This is a genomic window from Vicinamibacterales bacterium (genome assembly GCA_035699745.1).
Taxonomy (GTDB): Bacteria; Acidobacteriota; Vicinamibacteria; order Vicinamibacterales; family 2-12-FULL-66-21; genus JAICSD01.
Genome location: DASSPH010000070.1, coordinates 92,975 through 113,707, shown reverse-complemented (window position 1 = coordinate 113,707; position 20,733 = coordinate 92,975). Strand labels below are relative to the sequence as shown.

13 protein-coding genes are annotated in these 20,733 nt (G+C 69.3%); 5 read left to right on the top strand and 8 right to left on the bottom strand.

Annotated elements, in window-relative coordinates; genetic code table 11:
• Positions 1 to 225: 225 nt before the first annotated feature.
• The 5 genes from VFK57_17220 (at position 226) to VFK57_17200 (ending at position 8,423) form a co-directional block, all read left to right on the top strand.
• Complete coding sequence (locus tag VFK57_17220) at positions 226 to 3,792, top strand: carboxypeptidase-like regulatory domain-containing protein (protein ID HET7697460.1); 3,567 nt, start codon at positions 226 to 228, stop codon at positions 3,790 to 3,792.
• Between the two features lie 157 nt (positions 3,793 to 3,949).
• A complete protein-coding gene (locus VFK57_17215) occupies positions 3,950 to 5,248 on the top strand; it encodes an alpha/beta hydrolase-fold protein (GenBank protein ID HET7697459.1) in 1,299 nt (432 codons plus the stop codon).
• A gap of 88 nt (positions 5,249 to 5,336) precedes the next feature.
• Positions 5,337 to 5,864 carry a helix-hairpin-helix domain-containing protein gene (locus VFK57_17210; protein HET7697458.1) on the top strand — a complete coding sequence of 176 codons (528 nt, stop codon included), beginning with the start codon at positions 5,337 to 5,339 and terminating at the stop codon, positions 5,862 to 5,864.
• A gap of 64 nt (positions 5,865 to 5,928) precedes the next feature.
• The gene (locus VFK57_17205) at positions 5,929 to 6,840 is read left to right on the top strand and encodes a cytochrome c (protein HET7697457.1); all 912 of its coding nucleotides are present in this window, start codon (positions 5,929 to 5,931) and stop codon (positions 6,838 to 6,840) included.
• Complete coding sequence (locus tag VFK57_17200; GenBank protein ID HET7697456.1) at positions 6,837 to 8,423, top strand: acido-empty-quinoprotein group A; 1,587 nt, start codon at positions 6,837 to 6,839, stop codon at positions 8,421 to 8,423. The genes VFK57_17205 and VFK57_17200 overlap by 4 nt, the downstream gene beginning before the upstream one ends.
• A gap of 172 nt (positions 8,424 to 8,595) precedes the next feature.
• On the opposite strand, the gene VFK57_17195 is transcribed toward VFK57_17200, so the two are convergent.
• The 8 genes from VFK57_17195 to VFK57_17160 all read right to left on the bottom strand — a co-directional run bounded on the left by VFK57_17195 (position 8,596) and on the right by VFK57_17160 (position 20,719).
• Positions 8,596 to 10,419, bottom strand: a complete 1,824-nt coding sequence (locus VFK57_17195; protein ID HET7697455.1) for a hypothetical protein — start codon at positions 10,417 to 10,419, stop codon at positions 8,596 to 8,598.
• A gap of 173 nt (positions 10,420 to 10,592) precedes the next feature.
• Complete coding sequence (locus VFK57_17190; protein ID HET7697454.1) at positions 10,593 to 12,158, bottom strand: PQQ-binding-like beta-propeller repeat protein; 1,566 nt, start codon at positions 12,156 to 12,158, stop codon at positions 10,593 to 10,595.
• A gap of 38 nt (positions 12,159 to 12,196) precedes the next feature.
• Positions 12,197 to 13,105: a family 16 glycoside hydrolase gene (locus tag VFK57_17185; GenBank protein ID HET7697453.1), complete on the bottom strand. Its 909-nt coding sequence runs from the start codon at positions 13,103 to 13,105 to the stop codon at positions 12,197 to 12,199.
• Positions 13,106 to 13,275: 170 nt separating this feature from the next.
• Positions 13,276 to 15,807, bottom strand: coding sequence for a VWA domain-containing protein (locus tag VFK57_17180; protein HET7697452.1), 2,532 nt, complete (start codon positions 15,805 to 15,807; stop codon positions 13,276 to 13,278).
• Positions 15,807 to 17,510 (bottom strand): BatA domain-containing protein, encoded by a 1,704-nt coding sequence (locus VFK57_17175; GenBank protein ID HET7697451.1) that lies wholly within the window; start codon positions 17,508 to 17,510, stop codon positions 15,807 to 15,809. The genes VFK57_17180 and VFK57_17175 overlap by 1 nt, the downstream gene beginning before the upstream one ends.
• Positions 17,507 to 18,382, bottom strand: coding sequence for a DUF58 domain-containing protein (locus VFK57_17170; protein ID HET7697450.1), 876 nt, complete (start codon positions 18,380 to 18,382; stop codon positions 17,507 to 17,509). The genes VFK57_17175 and VFK57_17170 overlap by 4 nt, the downstream gene beginning before the upstream one ends.
• 52 nt (positions 18,383 to 18,434) lie before the next feature.
• A complete protein-coding gene (locus VFK57_17165) occupies positions 18,435 to 19,424 on the bottom strand; it encodes a MoxR family ATPase (protein ID HET7697449.1) in 990 nt (329 codons plus the stop codon).
• Entirely contained in the window at positions 19,421 to 20,719 is a 1,299-nt protein-coding gene (locus VFK57_17160) for a hypothetical protein (GenBank protein HET7697448.1), read from the bottom strand. Before VFK57_17160 ends, VFK57_17165 begins: the two co-directional genes overlap by 4 nt.
• Positions 20,720 to 20,733 lie beyond the last annotated feature (14 nt).

Genomic DNA, 20,733 nt, shown 5'->3' with positions numbered 1-20,733 from the left:
GCTCCTTCCGTTGTGCATTGCGAAACATGACCAAGGGCGTCGCTGTTCGACCCCGGTCCAGTTTGCGGCGGCAACTCTACATGCACCTACCACTTACGCGCAACCGTCATCGTTTGACATTTCGATAAACAACATGCAATGCGAGTTGCTTTTGACACGCATCGGCGGCGGTCATAGCCTGCGCCATCGTAAACGGTCGCTGACTGTACACGAGGGAGGAGCCTCATGCGACGCGTGTGTTACCAAGTGTTCCTGACGGCGTGGATCGCCGTCGCCGCGAGCCTGGCGCTGGCGCCTGCGTCGAGGGCGCAGGGCCTGACCGGCCAGATCTCCGGCACCATCACCGACTCCGGGGGGGGCGTCATGCCCGGAGTGACGGTGACCATCACCAACACCGGCACGAAAGCCACCCGCGACGCCGTCACCGACGCCGAGGGGCGATTCGTGTTCACGGACCTGCTCCGCGGCACGTACGACTTGAAGGCGAGCCTCGCCGGTTTCAAGACCAACGAGCAGACCGGCATCGTGCTGTCGTCCACCGAACGCGTGACGCTGAAGACCATCGTCCTCGAAGTCGGCGGCGTGACCGAAACGGTCACGGTGCAGTCCGAGACCGTCAGGGTCCAGACGCTGACCGGCGAGCGTTCCGCGACCATCACTGCCAGCCAGATCGAGGACATCGGCCTGAAGGGGCGCGACTTCATGGGCAGCCTCAAGATGCTGCCCGGTGTCATCGACACGTCGGCGCGCGACGCCCCGGGCTGGAATTCGGTCGGCGGCATGTCGATCAACGGCCAGACGTCGTTCAACTTCTCGTACGACGGCGTGACCAACAAGGACACCGGCTCGAACTCGGGGAACTACGCCGCGCCGGCGCTCGACTCGATCGCGGAAGTCAAGGTCCAGGCGTCGAACTTCCAGGCCGAGTACGGCCGCAGTTCCGGGGCGACGATCACCGTCGTCACCAAGAGCGGCACGCGTGATTTTCACGGCACCGCGGCGTACTACAAGCGCAACGAGAAGTTCAACACGAACACGTGGGACCGCCGGCGGCAGTGCGCCGCGGGGCAGGCCGCGAGCTGTGTCAAGGCGCCCTACCGCTTCGACAACACGGCGTGGACGATCGGTGGTCCGGTTCTCCTGCCGGGTACCGGCTTCAATCAGAACCGCGACAAGCTGTTCTTCTTCTTCTCGCAGGACCTGCTGCCGCGCAAGGATCCCGGGACGCTGCAGCTGAGCAGCATGCCGACGGCGCTGGAGCGGGCGGGGGATTTCTCGCAGACGTTCGACAGCCAGGGCCGCGTCCGCTGGATCAGGGATCCGCTCCTCGCCGCGCAGGGGCTGGCGTGCAACGTCAACACCGGCGGGCCGGGCTGCTTCCCGGACAACAAGATTCCGGCGAACCGCATCAACCCGATCGGGCAGATGATGCTGAACCTGTTTCCGCTGCCGAACGCGACGGATCCGTCGGGCAGCCGGCAGTACAACTACACCTACCAGAACGTGCTCGAGCGGCCGCGCAACGACCAGGTGGCGCGCGTCGACTACAACATCGCCCGCAACTCCACCTTCTACACCCGGGTGCAGTTCGGCAACGAAGTGAACTCGCGCGGCGCCAATGCGTTCCTCGGGGCCGGCACCGGCAACGGGGGGAACGCCGGCTGGCCGCAGTTCAACACGTCGTACGAAGTCGGCTCGCTCAGCATGGTGAGCACGCTGCTGCACACGTTCAGTTCGTCGACGGTCGCCGAGGTGACGGTCGGGCGGAACTGGGCCGAACAGCTGGTGAGCCACGTGACGCAGGCCGATCTCGATCGCAACGATCGCCGCGTGGTGCTCGGCGGGCTGCCGCAGTTCTTCCCGAGCGCCAACCCGCAGTACCTCGTGCCGCAGATCAGTTTCGGCGGGACCAACGCGCTGCCGAACACCCGCGGCATCGGCGTGGCGGATCGCTATCCGTTCAACGCCAGCAACATCATCTGGAACTACTCGGCGAACCTGTCGAAGATTGCCGGCCGTCACAACATGAAGACCGGGATCTTCTACGAGCACACCGCGCGGCCGGCGCCGCGCGCGTCGGTCTTCAACGGCAACTACAACTTCGACGGCAACGCGAGCAACCCCTTCGACACCAACCTCGGGTGGGCCAACGCGCTGCTCGGATCGATCAACAGCTACACCGAGTCGACGGCCAAGCCGTACGCGGAGGGACGGTTCAACCAGGTCGAGGGCTTCGTGCAGGACAACTGGCGCGTGAGCTCGCGTCTCACGCTCGACTTCGGCGTGCGCTTCTACTACCTCGGTCCGACGTTCGTCGCCGGCCAGGACGTGTCGTATTTCGACGCCGCACAATGGTCGGAGTCGTCGGCCCCGCTCCTCTTCCAGGCGGTCTGCCCGAACAACGCGGCGAGCTGCGCCGGCAACGTACGGCAGGCGAGGAATCCGCTGACCGGCCAGATCCTGAACAACACCTACATCGACAAACTGGTGCCGGGCTCCGGCGACTTCTACGAAGGCATGGTGGTCACCAAGGAGACGGTCTACAAGGGGGAGTTCCTGACGCCGGCGCCGCGCCTCGGGTTCGCGTGGAACGTGTTCGGCAATGACAAGACGTCGGTCCGTGGCGGATGGGGCCTCTTCTACGACCGCTATTCGGACGACTTCATTCTGTCGCTCGTCGAGCAGCCGCCGCTCATGGACACGCGGACGACGAGCTTCACGACGATCGGAGATCTGCAGAACTCGCAGCTGATCCAGAGCCCGCGCGGGGTGACCGCCTTCGCCAAGTTCAAGGCGCCGACGGTCTACAACTGGAGCATCGGCGTGCAGCAGGCCCTGCCCTGGAACCTGATCGCCGACGTCGCCTATGTCGGGAACGCCGGGCGCAACCAGCCGGTCCAGCGGGCGATCAACGACTTGCCCTACGGCACGCTGTTGCGGCCGGAGAACCGCGATCCCACCAACAGCGGCCAGCCGATCGCGACCAACTACCTGCGGCCCTACCGCGGCTACGGCGGCATCAACGTGCGCGACTGGATCGGCTACAACGACTACCATTCGATCCAGGTCGCGGTGAACCGCCGCTTCTCGCACGGCCTCGCCTTTGGCGCCAGCTACACCGGCATGAAGCGCAAGGCCATCGGGACCTTCGATCCGTTCCTGGACGAGGCCACCAACAAGGCGCGCAACTACACCTTCAACAACAGCCGGCCCCACAGCCTCGTGATCAACTACAACTACGAGCTGCCCAAGGCGAGCGGCCGATGGAACAACCTGTTCACGAAGCTCGTGCTCGACGGCTGGCAGATCTCCGGCATCAGCACGCTGCAGAGCGAGAACCGCACCGGCTTCACCTACACGTTCACCGGCGCGCCGACGAACGACCTGTCGGGCAACGGCGGTCAGCGGCGCGTGACGCTCGTGTGCAACCCCAACCTGCCGAGCAGCCAGCGGACGTTCGATCGCCAGTTCCGCACGGAGTGCATCCAGCCCGGCGGCGGTCCGAACGATCCGTTCTACCTCGGGACGTCGACCAACGACGAGTACCATCCGCCGGGTTACGTCAACCACGACATCACGTTCTTCAAGAACTTCGCGATCGGCAGCCGCACGCTGCAGTTCCGCGCGGAGCTCTACAACGCGTTCAATGCGACGCAATACCAGGGGGTCGACACGAGCGCGGTGTTCGACTACGCCACCGGGCAGCAGACGGATACGAACTTCGGCCGTATCACCGGGGTGCGGGCGAATACCAACCGGATCATTCAGCTGGGTCTCAGGTTCCGGTTCTGAGTCACGCGGGCGCCCTTCGGGGCGCCCGGTTCACGTTCTGAGTGAGTGTCGCGAGGCACGCCTCGCACCGCGCCGCCGCGGACCCCAAGGACTCCTCCCGAGATGCCGGAGGGTCTCAGGCGGCGCGGTCCCGTTGTCTTCGTTTCTGGAATCCGCCATGAATAGAGCGCATCGGCTTCGGTTCGTCGGCACGTCCATCCTGTTGGCCGCGTTCATCGCGCCTGCCGCCGCCCGGCAGGCGCCCCAGCCGCCGGCGCCGGCGACGGGCCAGCCGCCGGCGCCGCAGCCGGGCCAGGGGCGAGGGCGGGGCGCCGGCGCGCCGCAAGTGGTCTCACCGGACGTGTCAGCCGACCGCCGGATCACCTTCCGCATTCACGCGCCGCAGGCGCAGGCGGTCCGCGTCAGCGCCGGCGACATTCCCGGCCTGGGTCAGACCGGCGTGATGACGAAAGGGGACAACGCCGTCTGGACGTTCACGTCGGCTCCGGTGCCGGCTGGCGCGTATCGCTACAACATCAACGTCGACGGCGTCGCGGTGATCGATCCGCGCAACCCGCTGACGAGCGTGTCGAACAACAACGTCTGGAGCCTGGCGCTCGTGCCGGGATCGGATTTGTTCGACACCAGGCAGGTGCCGCACGGCGCGGTCGCCAGCGTCACCTACTACTCGGCGCCGCTGCAGCGGCATCGCCGCATGCACGTCTACACGCCGCCCGGGTACGAATCCAGCACCACGAGGTACCCGGTGTTCTACCTGCTGCACGGCGCGGGCGACTCCGACGAGGCGTGGACCTCGGTCGGCCGTGCCGGCATCATCCTCGACAACCTCATCGCCGCGAAGAAGGCGCAGCCGATGATCGTCGTGATGCCGGCGGGGCACACCAACGGGCCGGCGCCCGGCATGGGACCGGCGCCGGCGCCGCTCACGATTGCGCCGGGGCAGCCCGACGAGTTCACGCAGGACTTCACGATGGCGGTCCGCCCCTACATCGAGAAGCACTACCGGGTGCGGACCGGGCGCGAACACCGCGCGATTGCCGGGCTGTCGATGGGCGGCAGCCAGACCCTGAACATCGCCGTTCCCAATCTCCACGACTACGCCTACGTGGGCGTGTTCAGCTCCGGCCTGATCGGGGGCGCAGGCGGACGCGGGCGTGGCGCCGCGCCCGCCGCCGAGGCGAGTGCGTCGCCGGCCGCGCCGCCGCCGCCGTTCGGAGAGGCGTGGGAGAAGCGTCACCTGGCGATGCTCGACAACGCCGCCGCGAAGAAAGGGCTCAAACTGCTCTGGTTCAGCACCGGCAAGGACGACTTCCTGATCGAGACGACGCGCTCGACGGTGGAGCTGCTCAAGCGCCACGGCTTCACGCCGCGTTTCACGGAAAGCGACGGCGGCCACACCTGGCTGAACTGGCGCGACTATCTGTCGCAGTTCGCCCCGCTGCTGTTCCAGCCCTAGTGCGCGCGCTCATCGCACTCTCCGGGTGAAAAAGCCGAGCTGACGCGGCGCGCCCCGCGAACGCGCCGGCTCTGGTTACAATCTTTCCATGCCGAAGACCGGGATTCTGATCGCCGCGGCGATCTTCGCGGCCGCTGCCGCGGGCGCGGGCGCCCGCCAGGCGCCGATGGCCGGGCGTACGCTGACGCCGGAGGAAATCGCCGAACTGGCGAAGACGATGCCGGAGGGGGCGAATCGCGAGCTGACCGTCCGCGTGTGCGGCGCCTGCCACGAGCCGCAGCGCGCCGCGTCCGTGCGCCTGACCCGCGAGGGGTGGGAGACCGTGGTCGCGAAGATGGTCGGACTGGGCGCGAAGGGGACGGACGAGGAGCTGGGCAGAGTGGTCGACTACCTCGCCGAGCACTACAAGGGAGAGGCGGCCAAGCCGATCAACCTGAACACGGCGCCGGCCATCGATCTGGAGAGCGTCGCGGGGCTGCTCCGGAAGGAAGCGGCGCTGTGGATCAAGTACCGGAACGACGTCGGGCCGTGCAAGAGCATCGACGATCTGAAGAAGGTCCCCGGATTCCCGTTCAACAAGGTGGACACCAAGCGGGATCGGCTGGTTTGCTTCTGACGCGCCAGACTCGTTAAGCTGTCGCCACACGCAAGCCGCATCGATTCGCACGAAGGGGAGACGTATGCGTCCACGAGCCGGCACCCGCCGCGCCCGATCCGCGATGGCACTGGCGGCCGGGCTCTGCGCGCTCTCGATCGCCCATGCGCAGGAACAGGGGCGCGGGAGAGGAGCGGCGCAGCCGCCGGCTCCGCCTCCCAGCATCCTCGGCCGTCTGCCCGTCGTCGACCAGGCGGCGCACGACCGCGGGCGCGCCATCTGGGCGAGCGAGTGCATCACCTGCCACGGTTCGCAGGCGCGCGGGTCGGAGTCCGGTCCCAATATCATCCGGAGCAAGACGGTCAATTACGATCGGTTCGCCGAGCGCGCCGGCAGCGTGCTCGGGCCGTTCCTCAAAGGCGGCCATCCGGCGCAGACCCGGAAGTCGACCGTGTCGTTCACGGATGAAGAGATCGTCGCGCTCGCCAACTTCCTGCGCGAGCGCGTCAACGACACGATGCGGCAGTCGCCGCTGTTCACCGTCTCCGACATCCTCGTCGGCGACCCGCAGGCAGGTGAGGCCTATTTCAAGGGTGAAGGGGGCTGCGCGGCCTGCCACACCGACACGACGCGCAGCCTCGCCGGGATTGGCAGCCGGCTGCAGCCGGTCGACCTGCAGCAGCGGATGCTGTTTCCGGCGAGCGGCCGCGGCGGGCGCGGCGCCGGGCGCGCCGGCGGACCGCCGGGGGCCAGCCGGAACGCGATCATCGTCACGGTCACGCCGCCGCAGGGCACGCCGCTGTCGGGCGAGCTGGTGGAGGAGAGCGACTTCTACATCACGCTGCGGCATTCCGACGGCCCGATCCGCGTCATCCGCCGCACTCCGAACATGAAGGTGGTCAAGGTCAATCCGCTGCAGGCGCACATCGACCTGCTGGACCGCATCACCGACAAGCAGATTCACGACGTTGTCGCCTACCTGGCGAGGATGAAATGAGAGCCATGCGTGCAGCCCTGATTGCAGCCGCGCTCGCCTCGGCGGCGCTGGCGGCGCAGCAGCCGCCGGCTTCGCCGGTCGCGCTGACGGCGGATCAAATCGAGAACCCGACCACCGAGTCGTGGCCGACCTACAACGGCGACTACTCGGGCCGCCGCTACAGTCCGCTGCTCAAGATCAACACCGGGAACGTGAAGAACCTGAGCCTGGCGTGGATCTACGACCTGCCGGCGGGCGGCACGATCAAGGCGACGCCGCTGCAGGTCGGCGGCGTGCTCTACTTCACGACGCCCAATCACGTCTATGCCGTCGAGGCGCGCACCGGCCGCGAGCTGTGGCACTTCAATTACTCGCGCAGCCGCGGCGGCATCCAGATCGGCAATCGCGGGGTGGCCATCCTCAACGACACCGTCTACTTCGTCACCACCGACTGCAATCTCGTCGCGCTCGACATCAAGACGGGCAGCGAGAAGTGGGCGAAGGAGTTCTGCTCGCTCGAGATGATGTATTACGGCTCGATCGCGCCGGTCGTGGTGAAGGACAAGCTGATTCTCGGCCCGAGCGGCGACGATCTCGACGTGCCGGCGTACCTCGACGCCCGCAGCCCGGAGACGGGAGATCTCATCTGGCGCTGGTATGTCACGCCGCAGAAGCCGGGCGATCCCGGCCTCGAGAGCTGGCCGAATCTCGACATGGCGAAGCATGGCGGCGGCATGACCTGGCAGCCGATCACCTACGATCCCGAGCTGAACCTGATCTACGTGACGACCGGCAACCCGCAGCCGGTGATCGCCCACGCGAATCGGAAGGGGGCGAATCTCTACACCGCGTCAATCGTGGCGTTGAACGCCGACACCGGGAAGATGGTCTGGTACTTCCAGGCGTCGCCGCACGACACGCACGACTGGGACGCGACCCAGACCGCGGTGATCTTCGACGGCACGATCAACGGTCAGCGGCGGAAGCTGATCGCGCAGGCCTCGCGCAACGGCAAGTTCTTCGTGCTCGATCGCACCGACGGCAAGGCCGTGGTGTCGAGCGAATACATCAAGACCAACTGGTCGCTCGGCCATGACGACCAGGGAGTGCCGATTCCCAATCCGGCGAAGAACCCGCAGGTCGCCGGCGCGCTGGTGACGCCGAATCAGGGAGGCGCCACCAACTGGTTTCCGCCGAGCTTCAGCCCGCAGTCCGGCCTCTTCTACGTCAACGCCACCCGCGCCTTCAGCGTCTGGTATCTCTACGACGTCAGCGAGAACCCGATGGGGTGGGGGGGCACCGACCGCGGCGGCTATACCGAGCAGCCGCAGCTGAAGGCGATCGACTACAAGACCGGTGACGTGCGCTGGAGCATCCCGCGCTACGGCGGCAACTCCGGCCTGCTCACGACCGCCGGCAATCTGCTGTTCGGGTCGGCCGCCGGCGGCATCGGCGCCTACAACGCGACCACCGGCGAGCCGCTGTGGAACGCCCGCGTCGGCAGTTCCGTCACCAACGGGCCGATCACCTACCAGCTCGATGGCCTGCAGTACGTCATCGCCGGGGCAGGGAATCGACTGGTGGCGTTCGTTCTCAATCAGTGAACGGAGGTCGACGGAGGGAACGGATCAACAGAACGGAGCAACGGAGGCAACGGAGGTGAACGGAGCCTGTTGGTTTTCTTGCTGAACCAGCCAGACTCCGTTTACCTCCGTTGCCTCCGTTGCCTCCGTTGCTCCGTTGCTGGAATCCGTTCCCTCCGTCAACCTCCGTTGATCAGCGCCGCTCGTCCAGGAACCCGAAGGCGTGCAGCGTGCCGTCGGTGGTGCCGACGTAGATCTGGCTGAGCGCGCTCCAGAAGCTGCCCGGGGCCGCCGCGGCCTTCATCGCCCTGCCGCTCGTCCACAACTGCTTGCCGGACGTGCCGTCGAAGGCGTGCAGCACCGCCGGCGTCGCCGCGCGTCCGGGTGCGAGCGCGAAGACGACGCCGTTCACGACGATCGGCGTCGCCGGGGACGCCACGCTGGCGGTCCAGCCGCGTTCGAGCGAGACCGCGCCACCCGCGTCTCCGACCTTCAGGGTGGTCAGACCGGTCGACGTCGGCACCACGATCCAGCGCGCGCCCGCGGTGACGATCGGCGCAGGAGCGCCCTGGCCGCGCCCGCCGCCACCCTGCGGAGGCGCCGGAGTCGCCGGTGCGGCCGGCGGCGGCGGAGCCGTGACGGTGAGTTCCTGCCAGGTCGCGAGCGCGGTGCCCGCGATCGAGCCGCCGGCGCCCGTCACCGCAGCCGACGTATGCAGCGCGGTACCGTGATCGCCGCCGCCGAGTGAGTTCGCCGCGAGCACGACGACGCGGCCGTCCTTCGTCGCCGCCGCCACCACCTCACGATCGCCGTGCTTGAACACGGTCGGTCCGGTGGCGAACTCGACGCCGGCCCTGGTGAACCAGTCCTTCAGCTGCAGCGTTGTCGGATCCAGCGCGACGATCGCGTTGACCTTGCCGTCGCCGGTCGCCGTCCCCGGGCCGATGGCGGCGAACAGGGTGCCGTCGGTGGCGAATGCGATGCGCCCGACGATCGGGCCGCCGTTGCTCTTCCACGAGACCACCGGCTTGCTCTCGCTCGCCAGATCGATCCCCCACACCGCGTTCGGCGCCCCGCCGCAGCTTCCGGTGGTGGTGGCGTAGAGCGTCGTGTTCACCGCGATGGTGTCGGTCCACTGCGCGTTCGACGGGATGAACTCCGCCGGGCGCTGGATGTCCTTGCCGGACGGCAGGCCGAGCACGTGCAGCACACCGTCGCTCGACAGCGCGTAGACGACGCCGGAGGCGCGCCCCAGTCCGCCGCCGCCGCCGATCTGTTCGGGCGTGGCGCCGGGAATTCCGGGACCACCCTGGCCGCGTCCGCCGCCGCCCTGGCCGCCGCCCGGAGCCGCGCCGGCAGGAGGCGCACCCGCAGGAGGCGCACCCGCCGGCGCAGCGCCCGGCGCACCGCCGGCGCCGCGTTGCGGCGCACCTTGCGGACCTGCGCCCTGGCCGAGGCCGGCCTGCGCTCCCGGAGCCGCGGGAGCGCCGCCGCCGGCGCGTCCGCCGCGCCCTTCGAGCGGAACCCCCTGTCCAGGCTCGCCGATGACGCTGCGATACGACTGGCCGGCGCGTCCGCCGCCCGGCGCATCGAGGCCGGCGAGGGCGAGCGTGATCGGCGGCGGCTCCAGCGTCACGATCCGCGTCGGTCCCGCCGTCATGCCGCCGGGGCACTGCGCGGTCGCGGCGGGAATCGGCGCCTCGAAGCGGCGCTGCCAGACGACGTAGCCGGTGTCGTTGTCGATCGCGTAGACGTTGTTCGAGCTGCCGGCGACGACGGACATCGGCACGAAGAGCGTGACGCCGTTGGCCGTGACGCCGTGCAGGAGTCCGTTGCCGCCGCGATTACGGTTGTCGAGCTTCTGCGTCCACTGCAGCTCGAACCCCGGCTTCGACATCGATGCCACCGAGATCTTCGGATCGGTGCGGACCCAGTAGGTCCGCTGCGCGTCGCCGCCGGCGGTCAGCCATTCGGTGGAACCGCGGCCGACCTGCGCACCGAGTCGTCCGACGAGCACCGCAACTCCAAGCGCGGTTCCTGCTACGAGAAGTCTGTGTGTGTTCACCATGCGTTGCTCACTGTCGGTTACCGGTTACCAGTTGCCAGTTGCCAGTTGCCAGTTGCCAGTTGCCAGTTGCCAGTTACCGGTTACCGGTTACTGGTTACTGGTTACCGGTTACCGGTTACCGGCTACTGTTTCACTCCGAAGGCGTACAGCACGCCGTCCCACGTCGCGATGTAGGCGCGGCCGTTGGCGACCGTGAGTCCGCTGAAATGGTTCCAGGATTCGATCTGCGTGCCGCTCGACCACAGCTCCTTGCCGGTCTGACCGTCGAGCGCATAGAGCGCGGCCTTGCGGGAGTTCGGGACGCGGCGCGCCGGGCCCGAGCTCAGTCCGCCGCCATACCGCGCGCCTCCGGGCTCGTTCCACGCCGCGTCGGGGACCACCTGCGTCGCGTCCTCGCCGGCGGCATAGGCGAACACGATGCCGTTGGCGATGACCGCTTCTTCGGCGAGGTCCATGTCGCGGGAGAGCCAGGCCGGGGTGAGCTGCCACTTGCCCGCGCGCTGTTCCAGCTTGTAGGCCGCGACGCCGCCCCCCTGTCCGCGCGCGTGTTCGATCGGCGCCTTGAACTCCTTGCTCACCGGCCCCCAGAACGGCACGATGACCCACAGCGTGCCGCGGTCCTCCCAGACGCTGATCGAGCCCCACACACCGCGGCCGTCGAATGCCTGCGCGTCGTTGCAGAGCAGCGGCGTGGTGTGCAGCGTGGTGCGATGGTCCTCGCCGCCGAGCGACTCGCGATCGAGCAGCCACATGCGGCACTCCTTGCTGGTGCCGATCAGGAACTTCCGGCCGCGGTAATCGAAGGCGACCGGGGTGACGTTGACGTCGAGGTCGCGGCGGAACAGCCAGTTCGCGTTGGGCGCGCCGAAATAGTCCTCGAGCTGCAGCTGCTTGTTGGCGTCCATCTTCACGCCGACGATGCCGTTGCCGAGGCGGCGGTTGGCGGGATCGAACAGCGCGTCGCCGGTGCCGAGATACGCCACGCCTTCGGGCGAGATCGAGGCGCCGCGCCGCCCCCAGAGCCCGCCGCCGGCGGGAATGAAGGCGCTCGCCTTCTTCGTGGCGAGGTCGAACGAGTAGAAGGCGTTGGTGAGACCGCCGCAGCCCTGCGCGGTCGCTGTGTAGATCGCGCCGTTGTACAGGTTCAGCGCGTATGGCTTGCCCCCGCCCGGCATGAACTTCTCCGGCGGCGTGGCGTCCTGTCCGTCCGCGGCGTTGACCTGGCGCAGCCGTCCGTCCCACGACACCGCGTACACGGTGTACTTGCCCGGCGAGACCTGCGCCATCGTCGGCACCGCCGTCTGCCCGGCGGGGCAGAGCGTGTTGTTGGACGGCGGCGCCGGATCCGGTCCGCCGTCGAACTTCTTGTGCCAGAGCTGCTGTCCGGTGGCGACGTCGACGCCGAACAGGTCGTCGCTGATGCCGGCGACGACGCCGATCTCCTTGACGCCGTTCGCCGTCTGCACGCGCTCGGCGATGAGCGGCGCGAACAGGTTGTGCATCGCGCGCGGCGTGCTGTCGAGCTTCAGCTTCCACAGCAGCTTCGTGCTGCCGACGTTCTGCAGGGTGAAGATCTTCTCGTCCTTCACCCAGCCGGTCCGTCCGTTGTCGACCCCCTCGGTAAGGAACTCAGTCGCGCACAGTGTCGCGCCTGCGCAAAGCACCAGTCCGGCTACTAGTCGTTTCATGTGTGTGCGAGCTCCCGCTTGCCGCTGTCCGCGAACCGCTACTGCTGTTTCAGCCAGATGTTGCGGTATTCGATCTTCATCGGCGGCCCGGTGTGGATCTGGAATCCGAGCAGCCCCTTCATCGCCCGCCCCTTCGGATCGTCGTCGATCAGGACGCAGGTGACGCTGCCGTTGACGATCTGGGTGATCAGGTTGCCCTTGGCGATCAGGTGTACCTGGTTCCAGTTGTTGTTGTTGAAGACCCCGCGCAGATCGTTCGGGCCTGTCTGCAGCGAGCCGAGCGCCTGGACGACGCCGGCCGGTGTGACGGTGGCGAGCTGGCCGCGCATGGCGAGGAACTGTCGTCCCCGTTCCTCGTAAATCTGCCCGGTGAACTGATTGTTGAAGTCGATGTCCGCCTGGTAGCCCTTCAACACCCACTTGCCTTCGATCGGTCTGGCCCCTTCGCCGGTGACGGTGCCGGCGGGCAGATGCGTGCTGCGGAACTGGATGCCGCTGTTCGACGCGTTGATGCGGTACTCGAGCTTCAATTCGAAGTCGCCCGGTTCGCCGCCGCGCCAGATGATGAACGTGTTCTCGCGGACGGGGTTCTCGGCGGTGCTGGTCCCGGTGATGGCGTTGTTCTCGACCTTCCAGAACGTGGGGTCGCCGTCCCAGCCCTTCAACGTGGTGCCGTCGAAGATCTGCGTGAACCCGTCGGTGTTGTCGAACGGCACCATCGGCACGCGGCCGCCGCCGCCGCCGCGGCCGCGCCCTTCGCCACGCCCTTGCCCGGCGCCGCGTCCGGCCGGCGGCTGTCCGGCGGGCGGCTGGGCGCCTGCCGGCGGCCGCGCCGACGGCTGGCCGGCCGGCGGGTGGGCGGGAGGCTGCGCACCCTGGTGCGCGGACACCACCGCGAGGAGCATCAGCGTGCCGACACCGGCTGCGGTCACATGACGAATGCGCATGGAATCTCCCCTGCGAGAAGAAAAATAGTGACGAGACAATACATCGGACCGCGCGACTCGCGGAGGCCCGAGTCGGCGTCTCGCCGTCGTCTCGCATTGCGAACCGCTCATCGCCGGATGACGGCGCCAGGCGGCGCGAGTGCCGCGCGCGGTCGTTGCGCAGAGCAAAACTATTCGAACACCCGCACGCGCCGCGCGAGGATATCGGCGAACCAGCAGAGCAGCGCGAGCAGCAGCAGCGCCCCCGAGACCGGACGCCGCACCGCCGGGTGCTCGGTGGGTTTCTGCCGCAGCGTCTCGGCCGCCGGCCGGAACGCGCCGCCGGTCGCGTCCGCGAAGGCGTGCAGGCGCTCCAGGTCGGCGTCGCGGAACCGGTATTCCGCCATCGGATCGGGCAGCACGAACCGCGTCGCAGCGGACGTGCCGTCGAGGCCGCGCACGCCGACCGTCAGCCGCCGTGCCGGCGCGATCACGTCCGCTTCGTAGCGGCCCGGCGCCACCTGCCGCGCCACCGTCGCGGCCGTCCGTCGGCCATCCGCGTCCAGCGTGACTTCGGGCCGCAGCAGGTTCCGGAGACCGCCCGATTGGTCGCGAGCCTCGATCGCGACGCGGTGAGCGACCGCGCCGCGCCGCACCGGTCCGGGTGTCACCTCGACCACGAGCGGCGGCGGCGTCTGCCGCTGCAGCGAACGCACCAGCGTCGCGAAGAACGGACCGTAGCCGCGCCAGCCGACCCAGTTGGCGCCCCAGCGATCCTTCACGTCGGAGGCGAACACCGCCGTGCGCCCCGCCCCCGCCGGCCAGAACGCCAGCACCGGTTCGTCGTCATCGGTGGCGACGACCTCCATCGCCCCGTTCTTCATCGTCGTCGCCGTCCGGCCCTTGAGCGGCGGCAGCGCGCCGATCGGCGTCACGCCGAAGAAGCCGGGGACCTTCATCACCGGCTTGATGGATCGCTCGTCGAACGCCTCGTTCGCCGCATCGCGCGCCTCCTTGACGAACACCTGCGGCAGTTCGCGCGCGTCGGCCACCGCGTACTGCTGCCCCTTGCCCCAGGCGGCGATGCTGCGCAGCAGCTCCTGGTCGGCCGCCGGGCCGACGGCGATGGCGGAGACGGTGATGTTCGCCTTGACCATCTTGCCGACCAGCTCTTCGTACTTGTCCGGATAGGTGCGGCCGTCCGAGAGCAGGACGACGTGCTTGGTCCGCGCCCGCGCGGCGCGCAGCGCGAGATACGCCTGCTCCAGCGCCGGGTAGATCAGCGTGCGCCCCGCCGGCTCGATCGCGGCGATGCGCTGGCGGATGCTCTCACGATTGCGCCCGACGTTGCGGACGGTGACGTCCCAGACGTAATCCTCGTTGAAGGTGATGATGCCGACGGCCTGTTCGTCCGTCATCACGTCCACGGCCGCCTGCGCCGCGGCCTTCGAAAGGTTCATCGCCGGCCCGGCCATGCTCCACGACCGATCGAGGACGATCACCAGCGCCAGCGTGGCATCCCGGCGCTCGAACGTCACCGGTGCGACCCGTTCGAGCGCGGTGTCCTTGTATCCCTCCTCGCCGAAGACGGCGTCACCGCCGGCGATGAGCAGACCGCCGCCGTCACGCTCGACGTAGGTCTCGATGGCGCTCATCGACGCAGGGGGGATGCTCCGTGCCGCGATGTCGCTGAGAATGACGACGTCATATCCGCTGAGGCCGGCGGGATCGCGCGGCAGCGTTCCCGGCGAGGCTGCCGTGACGTCGAACCCCGACGCGGTGAGCGCGCCGGTGAGATAGCGCGCGCCGCGCGGCGTTCCTTCCGCGTACAGCACTCGCGGCCGCGCTTCGACGTGGACTTCGCGCGCGAGGCTGTCGTTGCCGCGCAGCGGATCGCCCGCGGCCTCGACGGACGCATCGACGGCGATCGTGCCCGGCGTGTCGATCTGAACGTCGAGCGGCACCGTCGTCCGCCCCCTGGGGAGGGGGACGGTTCGGCTCGCCAGCACGCCGTCGCGGGCGCGGACCGAAACCGTCGCCGTCGTCTCGCGCTGGCTCGCGACCTCGATCGCCGCGGTGAACATCGCCCCGGCGGTGACCCGCTCGGGGACGCGGACCGCGTCTATCCACGTATCGCCAAGGGTGCGCGGCGCGAGCGGCTCCACCGACAGCGGAATGCCCGCCGCGGCCAGCCGCCGCACCGCTTCGCGCGCATCCCCGGCGACGTCACGCCCGTCCGTGAAGAGAACGATGCGCGGGATGTGGCCCGGCGCGAGCGCCGTCCGCGCCGCTTCGAGCGCCCGCTCCAGATCGGTGCCGCCGCGTTCGAACCTGTCTGTGGCGCCGTCTTCCGTCTTGCGAAGCGCTTCCGTACTGGGGACCGTATGCGGCCTGCCGCCGAACGCGACGATGCGCCAATGAGAGGGCGACAGGCTCGCGTTCAACTCGTCGATCCGGCCTGCCGCGCGCTCGATTGCCGGCGACCCGATGCTGTGCGAGACGTCGACGGCATAGACCACCGACGTGCGCGACGTGCGGGTGCCAATCACCGGCCGCGCCAGGGCGAGCGCGATGGACGCCAGGATCGCGGCGCGGAAGGTCGACTGGAGCCGGCGCTGCCGCGGATTGAACGTGGTCCGCGCGTGGCGCGACAGCCAGAACACGATGGGCACCGCGAGGAGCAGCCACAGCGCCGCCGGGGAGGTCCAGGTGACGGCCGGCATCACACCGTAATCCGCCGCAGCCAGGTCCACCACTCGACGAGCGCGGCCGCGAACGCCAATCCCGCGAGATAGATCCACCACGGACGGCTGCGCAGCGCGGCCGCCGCGAGCGAGGCCTGAGCCGCCTGACCCGCCGGCGCCTGCCGCAGGTTGGAGAGCCGCGGATCGCCCGCGTTGACCGCGAAGGTGGATCGCGACCCGCGCCGTTCGACGCTGTAGAACCCCGGCGTCCGGAGCGTCGCCACCGTTTCAGCGGGAAAGCGGACGAGCGGCAGCGGGGTCCCGTTCGGGTCGGTCACCCGCTCCACGGATGGATCGAACAGCGCCAGCCCGGGACGCCGCGCCGCCGCGTCGTCGTGCGCCGACAGCCAGTCCAGCGCGTTGCCGATCAACACCGGGAACGCGGGCGCATCGGCGAGGTTGGATCCGCGGGCGCCGAAGGCGACGACGACCATCCTCGACGCATCGATCCGATCGCGGACCGATATCAACGGCAGCTCGCGCGTCGACGCGGCGATCGGCGTCAGGCCGTCCGCGCCGTACTGCGCCGCGCGCGCGATCGACAACGTCAGCGGATCGACCCCGCGCAGCACCGGATGCGTCCCCACGGCAATCCACTGCGGATCCTCGGCGTCCGTTGCCGGCGGATGGAACAACAGTGCCGGCACGGGAGGCAGCGCCGGCGGCGCCCACTCGTCGAAAATGACGACGTTCTCGCCGGAAGGTTTGTAGTCGGCGGGGGAGACGAACGCCGGCTTCACGTTCGGGCTCTGCGTCAACAGCTTCGCCAGCCACGTGGTCTGCGCACCGACGACCGTGACCGCGATCGGATCGGCTGCCGCGATCCATGCGGAGGCCTCGTCGTCTATCGGCAGCGCGTCGTCACCGGCGTCCACCCGCGCGGTCAGCCGCGGCGCGCCGGCAGTGGCGATCGGAATGAGGTGTCTGACGGACTGGCCGTCCTCGATGGCGACGCTTCGCTGCAGGATGGTGGCCTCTCCGCGCCGAACCGAGATGCGCGCGTCGGTGCGCGGCCCGAAGTTCGTCGCCTCGAGATAGATCTCGGTCTGCCCCGCGTCCCCCTGGCGCACGTCGAACGCGGTGATCGCCACGTTCGACGCGGCCTGATACACCGAATGAACGGTGACGGTTTGATCCGCCGGAGGGGCCGCCGTCCCGTCGGTGATGAAGTGCACCGCATGGGCATCCTCGAGCTCCGGCCACGCACCCGCAGCGCCGCCGGGCGCCAGGCGGTCGAGCGCGGCATCGATCAGCGCACGGTCGGCCGTCGGCCCTTCGATGATCCCGTCGCTCGTCGTCGCCACCGCCACCTCGCCGCCCGCCGCGGCGGCGATTCGTCTGGCTTCGCCGAGCGCACGCTCCCATCGCGTGCCGCCTGTCGTCCGGGCGAGCATCGACAGCGATGCGTCGAGCACGACGAGCGTCCGCGTGCCGTCCCCCTCGCTCGGCGAGCCGGTGCGGCGCGGATCGCCGATCGCGAATGCGAGCGCGGCGGCAATGGCGCAGGTCACGATCAGCGACACCGCCCGCCGGATCCGGTCCCACAACGTGACCTGCCGCGGGTCGGCGAGCACGCGCGACCAGAGGAGCAGCGAGGGCACCGCGACACGCGCCGGCCGCAGCTTGCGGAAGAACAGATACGCGGCGAGCGCGACCGCCGCCGCGGCAAACGCGATCGTCATTCGACGACGCGCCCCTGGCGGAAGCCCTTGAGCATCAGATCCTCGATCGGCCGCCCCACGTCAGCGCGGATGTACTTGAGGCCGTAGCGGGCGCAGAAGCGGGCGAGGTGCTCGGCATGCTCGTCCCAGGCCCTGGCGTGCGCCGCGGCGAGCCGCGGCGTCACGTCCAGCTCGCGCCACTCGCCGCTCTCGGCGTCGACGACGCGCACTTCCCCGAACGCCGACGGATCGCGGTCGAGCGCCGACGCGATGTGGACGACGGCGACGTCGTGCCCCCGCGTGTGCAGGATCTTCAGCGCCTGTTCGAATCCTGCAGGATCGAGAAAGTCCGAGACGACCACGACCAGCCCCGCGGGCCGCGGGCGCGAGACGAATGTCTTGAACGCGTCCCGCAGATTCGTGGGGCCGCCCGGCTGCAGGGCGTCGAGCATCTGGAAGACGCCGAAGATGCGTCCCTTGCCGCGTCCGGGCGCCAGCTCCTGCACCAGCTTGCCGCCGGAGAATGCCAGCACGCGCACGCGATCCAGGTGCGCCAGCCCGATGTAGCACACCGCGGCCACCACCTGCCGCGCCAGCTCGAACTTGCGCGGCTCGGCCATGGAGGCGCTGAGATCGAGCGTGAGGTAGATCGGAAGATCGCGTTCCTCCTCGAACAGGAGGATCAGCAGCCGCCGCAGCCGGTTGTACGCCTTCCAGTCGATGTGCCGCACGTCGTCTCCCGGGACGTACGGGCGATGGTCCGCGAACTCGATGCCCCGTCCGCGCCGGCGCGTCCGGCGGTCGGCGCGATTGCGGCCGGCGAAGTCGCGCGTCGCGATGACCCGGAGATAGCCGAGCCGCCGAAGGAAGTCGTCTTGAAACCTGAGCGGCATGGATCGGGAGATCGGGTGATCGGGTGATCGGGTGATCGGGTGATCGGGTGATCTAGGGGGCGATCGTGTTGACGAGTTCCGCGACGATGGCGTCGGGATCGATTTCGTCCGCGTCGCCTTCGAAGTTGAGCAGGAGACGATGGCGGAGCGCGGGCAGCGCGGCGGCGCGGATGTCGTCGGGCGACACGAATGCGCGGCCGTGTTTGAGCGCCAGGATCTTGCCGGCGACGACCAGCGCCTGCGCCGCACGCGGGCTGGCGCCGTAGCGGACGTACTTCTTCACCATCGCCGGCGCGTAGGACGTCGTCGGGTGGGACCCGAGCGTCAACCGAATCGCGTAGCTCTGCACCGGCCGTGCGATCGGCAGCGCCCGCGCGGTGCGCCGCATCTCGAGCAGGGCGGGGCCGTCGAGGACGCGGGCGAGCGGCGCCGCGGCCTCTCCCGTCGTGCGCTCGATAATGCCGTGCATCGCCTCCTCGTTCGGGTACCCGACCTTGAGCTTGAAGAAGAAGCGATCGATCTGCGCCTCGGGCAGCGGATACGTGCCTTCCATCTCGAGCGGGTTCTGCGTGGCCAGGACGAGGAACGGTTCCTCGAGCCGGTGAGTGGTCCGGCCGACCGAAACGCTGACGTCCTGCATCGCCTCGAGCAGGGCCGACTGCGTCTTCGGCGTGGCGCGGTTGATCTCGTCCGCGAGCACGACGTTGGCGAAGATCGGCCCCGGCTGGAACTCGAACGTCGTCCCGCCGTGCGGCCGCTCCTGCACGATGTAGGTGCCGACGATGTCGGCCGGCATCAGGTCGGGGGTGAACTGGATGCGCGAAAACGAGAGGTGCAGCACGTCCGCCAGGGCATGGACCAGGCTGGTCTTGCCGACGCCGGGAATGCCTTCCAGCAGCACGTGGCCGCCGGCGAGAAGACTGGTGACCGTCAGCTCGACGATCTCGTCGTGGCCGACGATGCGGCGTCCGACTTCGGCGGTGACGCGCGCAAACCGATCGCGGAACAGGTCAATGGATTCGCCGACGGCTGGAGAAATCATCGTTTTCGCTGGAAGTATGCACGCGCAGCAGGCCGGCGCGCTTCGGGAATGACGGGGACGACGTTGGCGCGTCCGCGCTCGGTTGCCGCCGCGGCGCCGCCCGAGAACCCCACCGAGGCGGTCCCGCGATCGGTCTTGTGCCGCAGGTCGGTGACGGGATCGCCGGCCGCCGCGCCGGCGCCCGACTCCACGGTTTCGCGGCGGAGCGCAGCGCGCAGATCCGCCATCACGCCCGAGTTCGGCGATCCGCCGTCGCCGCCGCCGAGGCCGAGTCCCGGGTCGCGCGGCTGCCCGCCTGGCTCGTTCGCCATGGCGACGATGCCGAAGCCGGCGCCGGGCTGCGAGTCCGAACGTATCTGTCCCGCGGCGTCCTGCTGGCCGCCGGTCTGGTTCGCCTTTGCGGCGTCCCCCTGCGGCGCGCCGCTTTGATCCGCCGTCTGGCCGGCGGGCTTTTCGGTCTTCGCGGTCTGATCCCGCGACGCGGCGAGCGCCTTCTCGAGGTCCTGCAGCGCCTCGCGCACCTCGGGATCGAGCGCGTCCTTCTGCGCCGCGCGCTCGAGCCGCTTGCGGAGTTCTTCGTCGATGGCGGCGCCGCGGCCGGCGTTCTGGCGCTGCGACTCGCGGACGGCGTCGAGCAGCTTGCGGATCTCTTCGGGGGTCGCCGGCCGGGCGTTCGACGCGTCGGCGAATTCGAGCGTCGCCAGCAGCGCGGCGAGCTGACGTTCGATCTCAGCCGCGGTCAGCGGCCGGCCGCGCCCGGCGGGACCGTTCACCTGGATGCCGGGAGCGACCGCCGCAGGGGTGCTCGGACCGATGAATGCCACGATCGCGGCGGCGATCGCGAGTGCGGCGGTCACGCCGTAGCGGCGCGGCATGCGCTGCAGCGCGTAGAGCGTCGGCCACGGCGTCGCGGCGATCCGCTCGGCGGCACGGGACAGGTGATAGCTGACCCACGCGTCGGTCGCGGGCTGGCCGGCGAACCAGTGCGCGCTTCGCAGCTCGCCGCCAAGCGCGGCGCGGGCGTCGAGGGCAGCGGCCTGCTGGTCCGATACGTGCGCGCCGCGGCGGGGCAGCAGCGCGTATGCGGCGAGGACCGCGGCGAACCCCGCGCCGCAGGCGAACGTGACCAGCGCCGGCCACCCGAACAGCCGTCCGCCGACCGCAATGGCGAGCAGCAGCGCGGCGACGACGGGCGCGGCGCGCCACGTCCGGCGATGGCGCGCGGAACGGTCGCGGAGCGCGGCGGCGTGCGCCACGACCTCGCGCACGGCGCCGCCGTCCGGGGTAACTGCCATGGAGAGATGCTAGA

Excerpts from the sequence above, each read along its gene's own strand:
- VFK57_17215 (HET7697459.1), top strand. The coding sequence starts at position 3,950 with ATGAATAGAGCGCATCGGCTTCGGTTCGTCGGCACGTCCATCCTGTTG.
- VFK57_17205 (HET7697457.1), top strand. The coding sequence starts at position 5,929 with ATGCGTCCACGAGCCGGCACCCGCCGCGCCCGATCCGCGATGGCACTG.
- VFK57_17200 (HET7697456.1), top strand. The coding sequence starts at position 6,837 with ATGAGAGCCATGCGTGCAGCCCTGATTGCAGCCGCGCTCGCCTCGGCG.
- VFK57_17175 (HET7697451.1), bottom strand. The coding sequence starts at position 17,510 with ATGACGATCGCGTTTGCCGCGGCGGCGGTCGCGCTCGCCGCGTATCTG.
- VFK57_17190 (HET7697454.1), bottom strand. The coding sequence starts at position 12,158 with ATGAAACGACTAGTAGCCGGACTGGTGCTTTGCGCAGGCGCGACACTG.
- VFK57_17165 (HET7697449.1), bottom strand. The coding sequence starts at position 19,424 with ATGATTTCTCCAGCCGTCGGCGAATCCATTGACCTGTTCCGCGATCGG.
- VFK57_17185 (HET7697453.1), bottom strand. The coding sequence starts at position 13,105 with ATGCGCATTCGTCATGTGACCGCAGCCGGTGTCGGCACGCTGATGCTC.
- VFK57_17180 (HET7697452.1), bottom strand. The coding sequence starts at position 15,807 with ATGCCGGCCGTCACCTGGACCTCCCCGGCGGCGCTGTGGCTGCTCCTC.
- VFK57_17170 (HET7697450.1), bottom strand. The coding sequence starts at position 18,382 with ATGCCGCTCAGGTTTCAAGACGACTTCCTTCGGCGGCTCGGCTATCTC.
- VFK57_17160 (HET7697448.1), bottom strand. The coding sequence starts at position 20,719 with ATGGCAGTTACCCCGGACGGCGGCGCCGTGCGCGAGGTCGTGGCGCAC.
- VFK57_17210 (HET7697458.1), top strand. The coding sequence starts at position 5,337 with ATGCCGAAGACCGGGATTCTGATCGCCGCGGCGATCTTCGCGGCCGCT.
- VFK57_17220 (HET7697460.1), top strand. The coding sequence starts at position 226 with ATGCGACGCGTGTGTTACCAAGTGTTCCTGACGGCGTGGATCGCCGTC.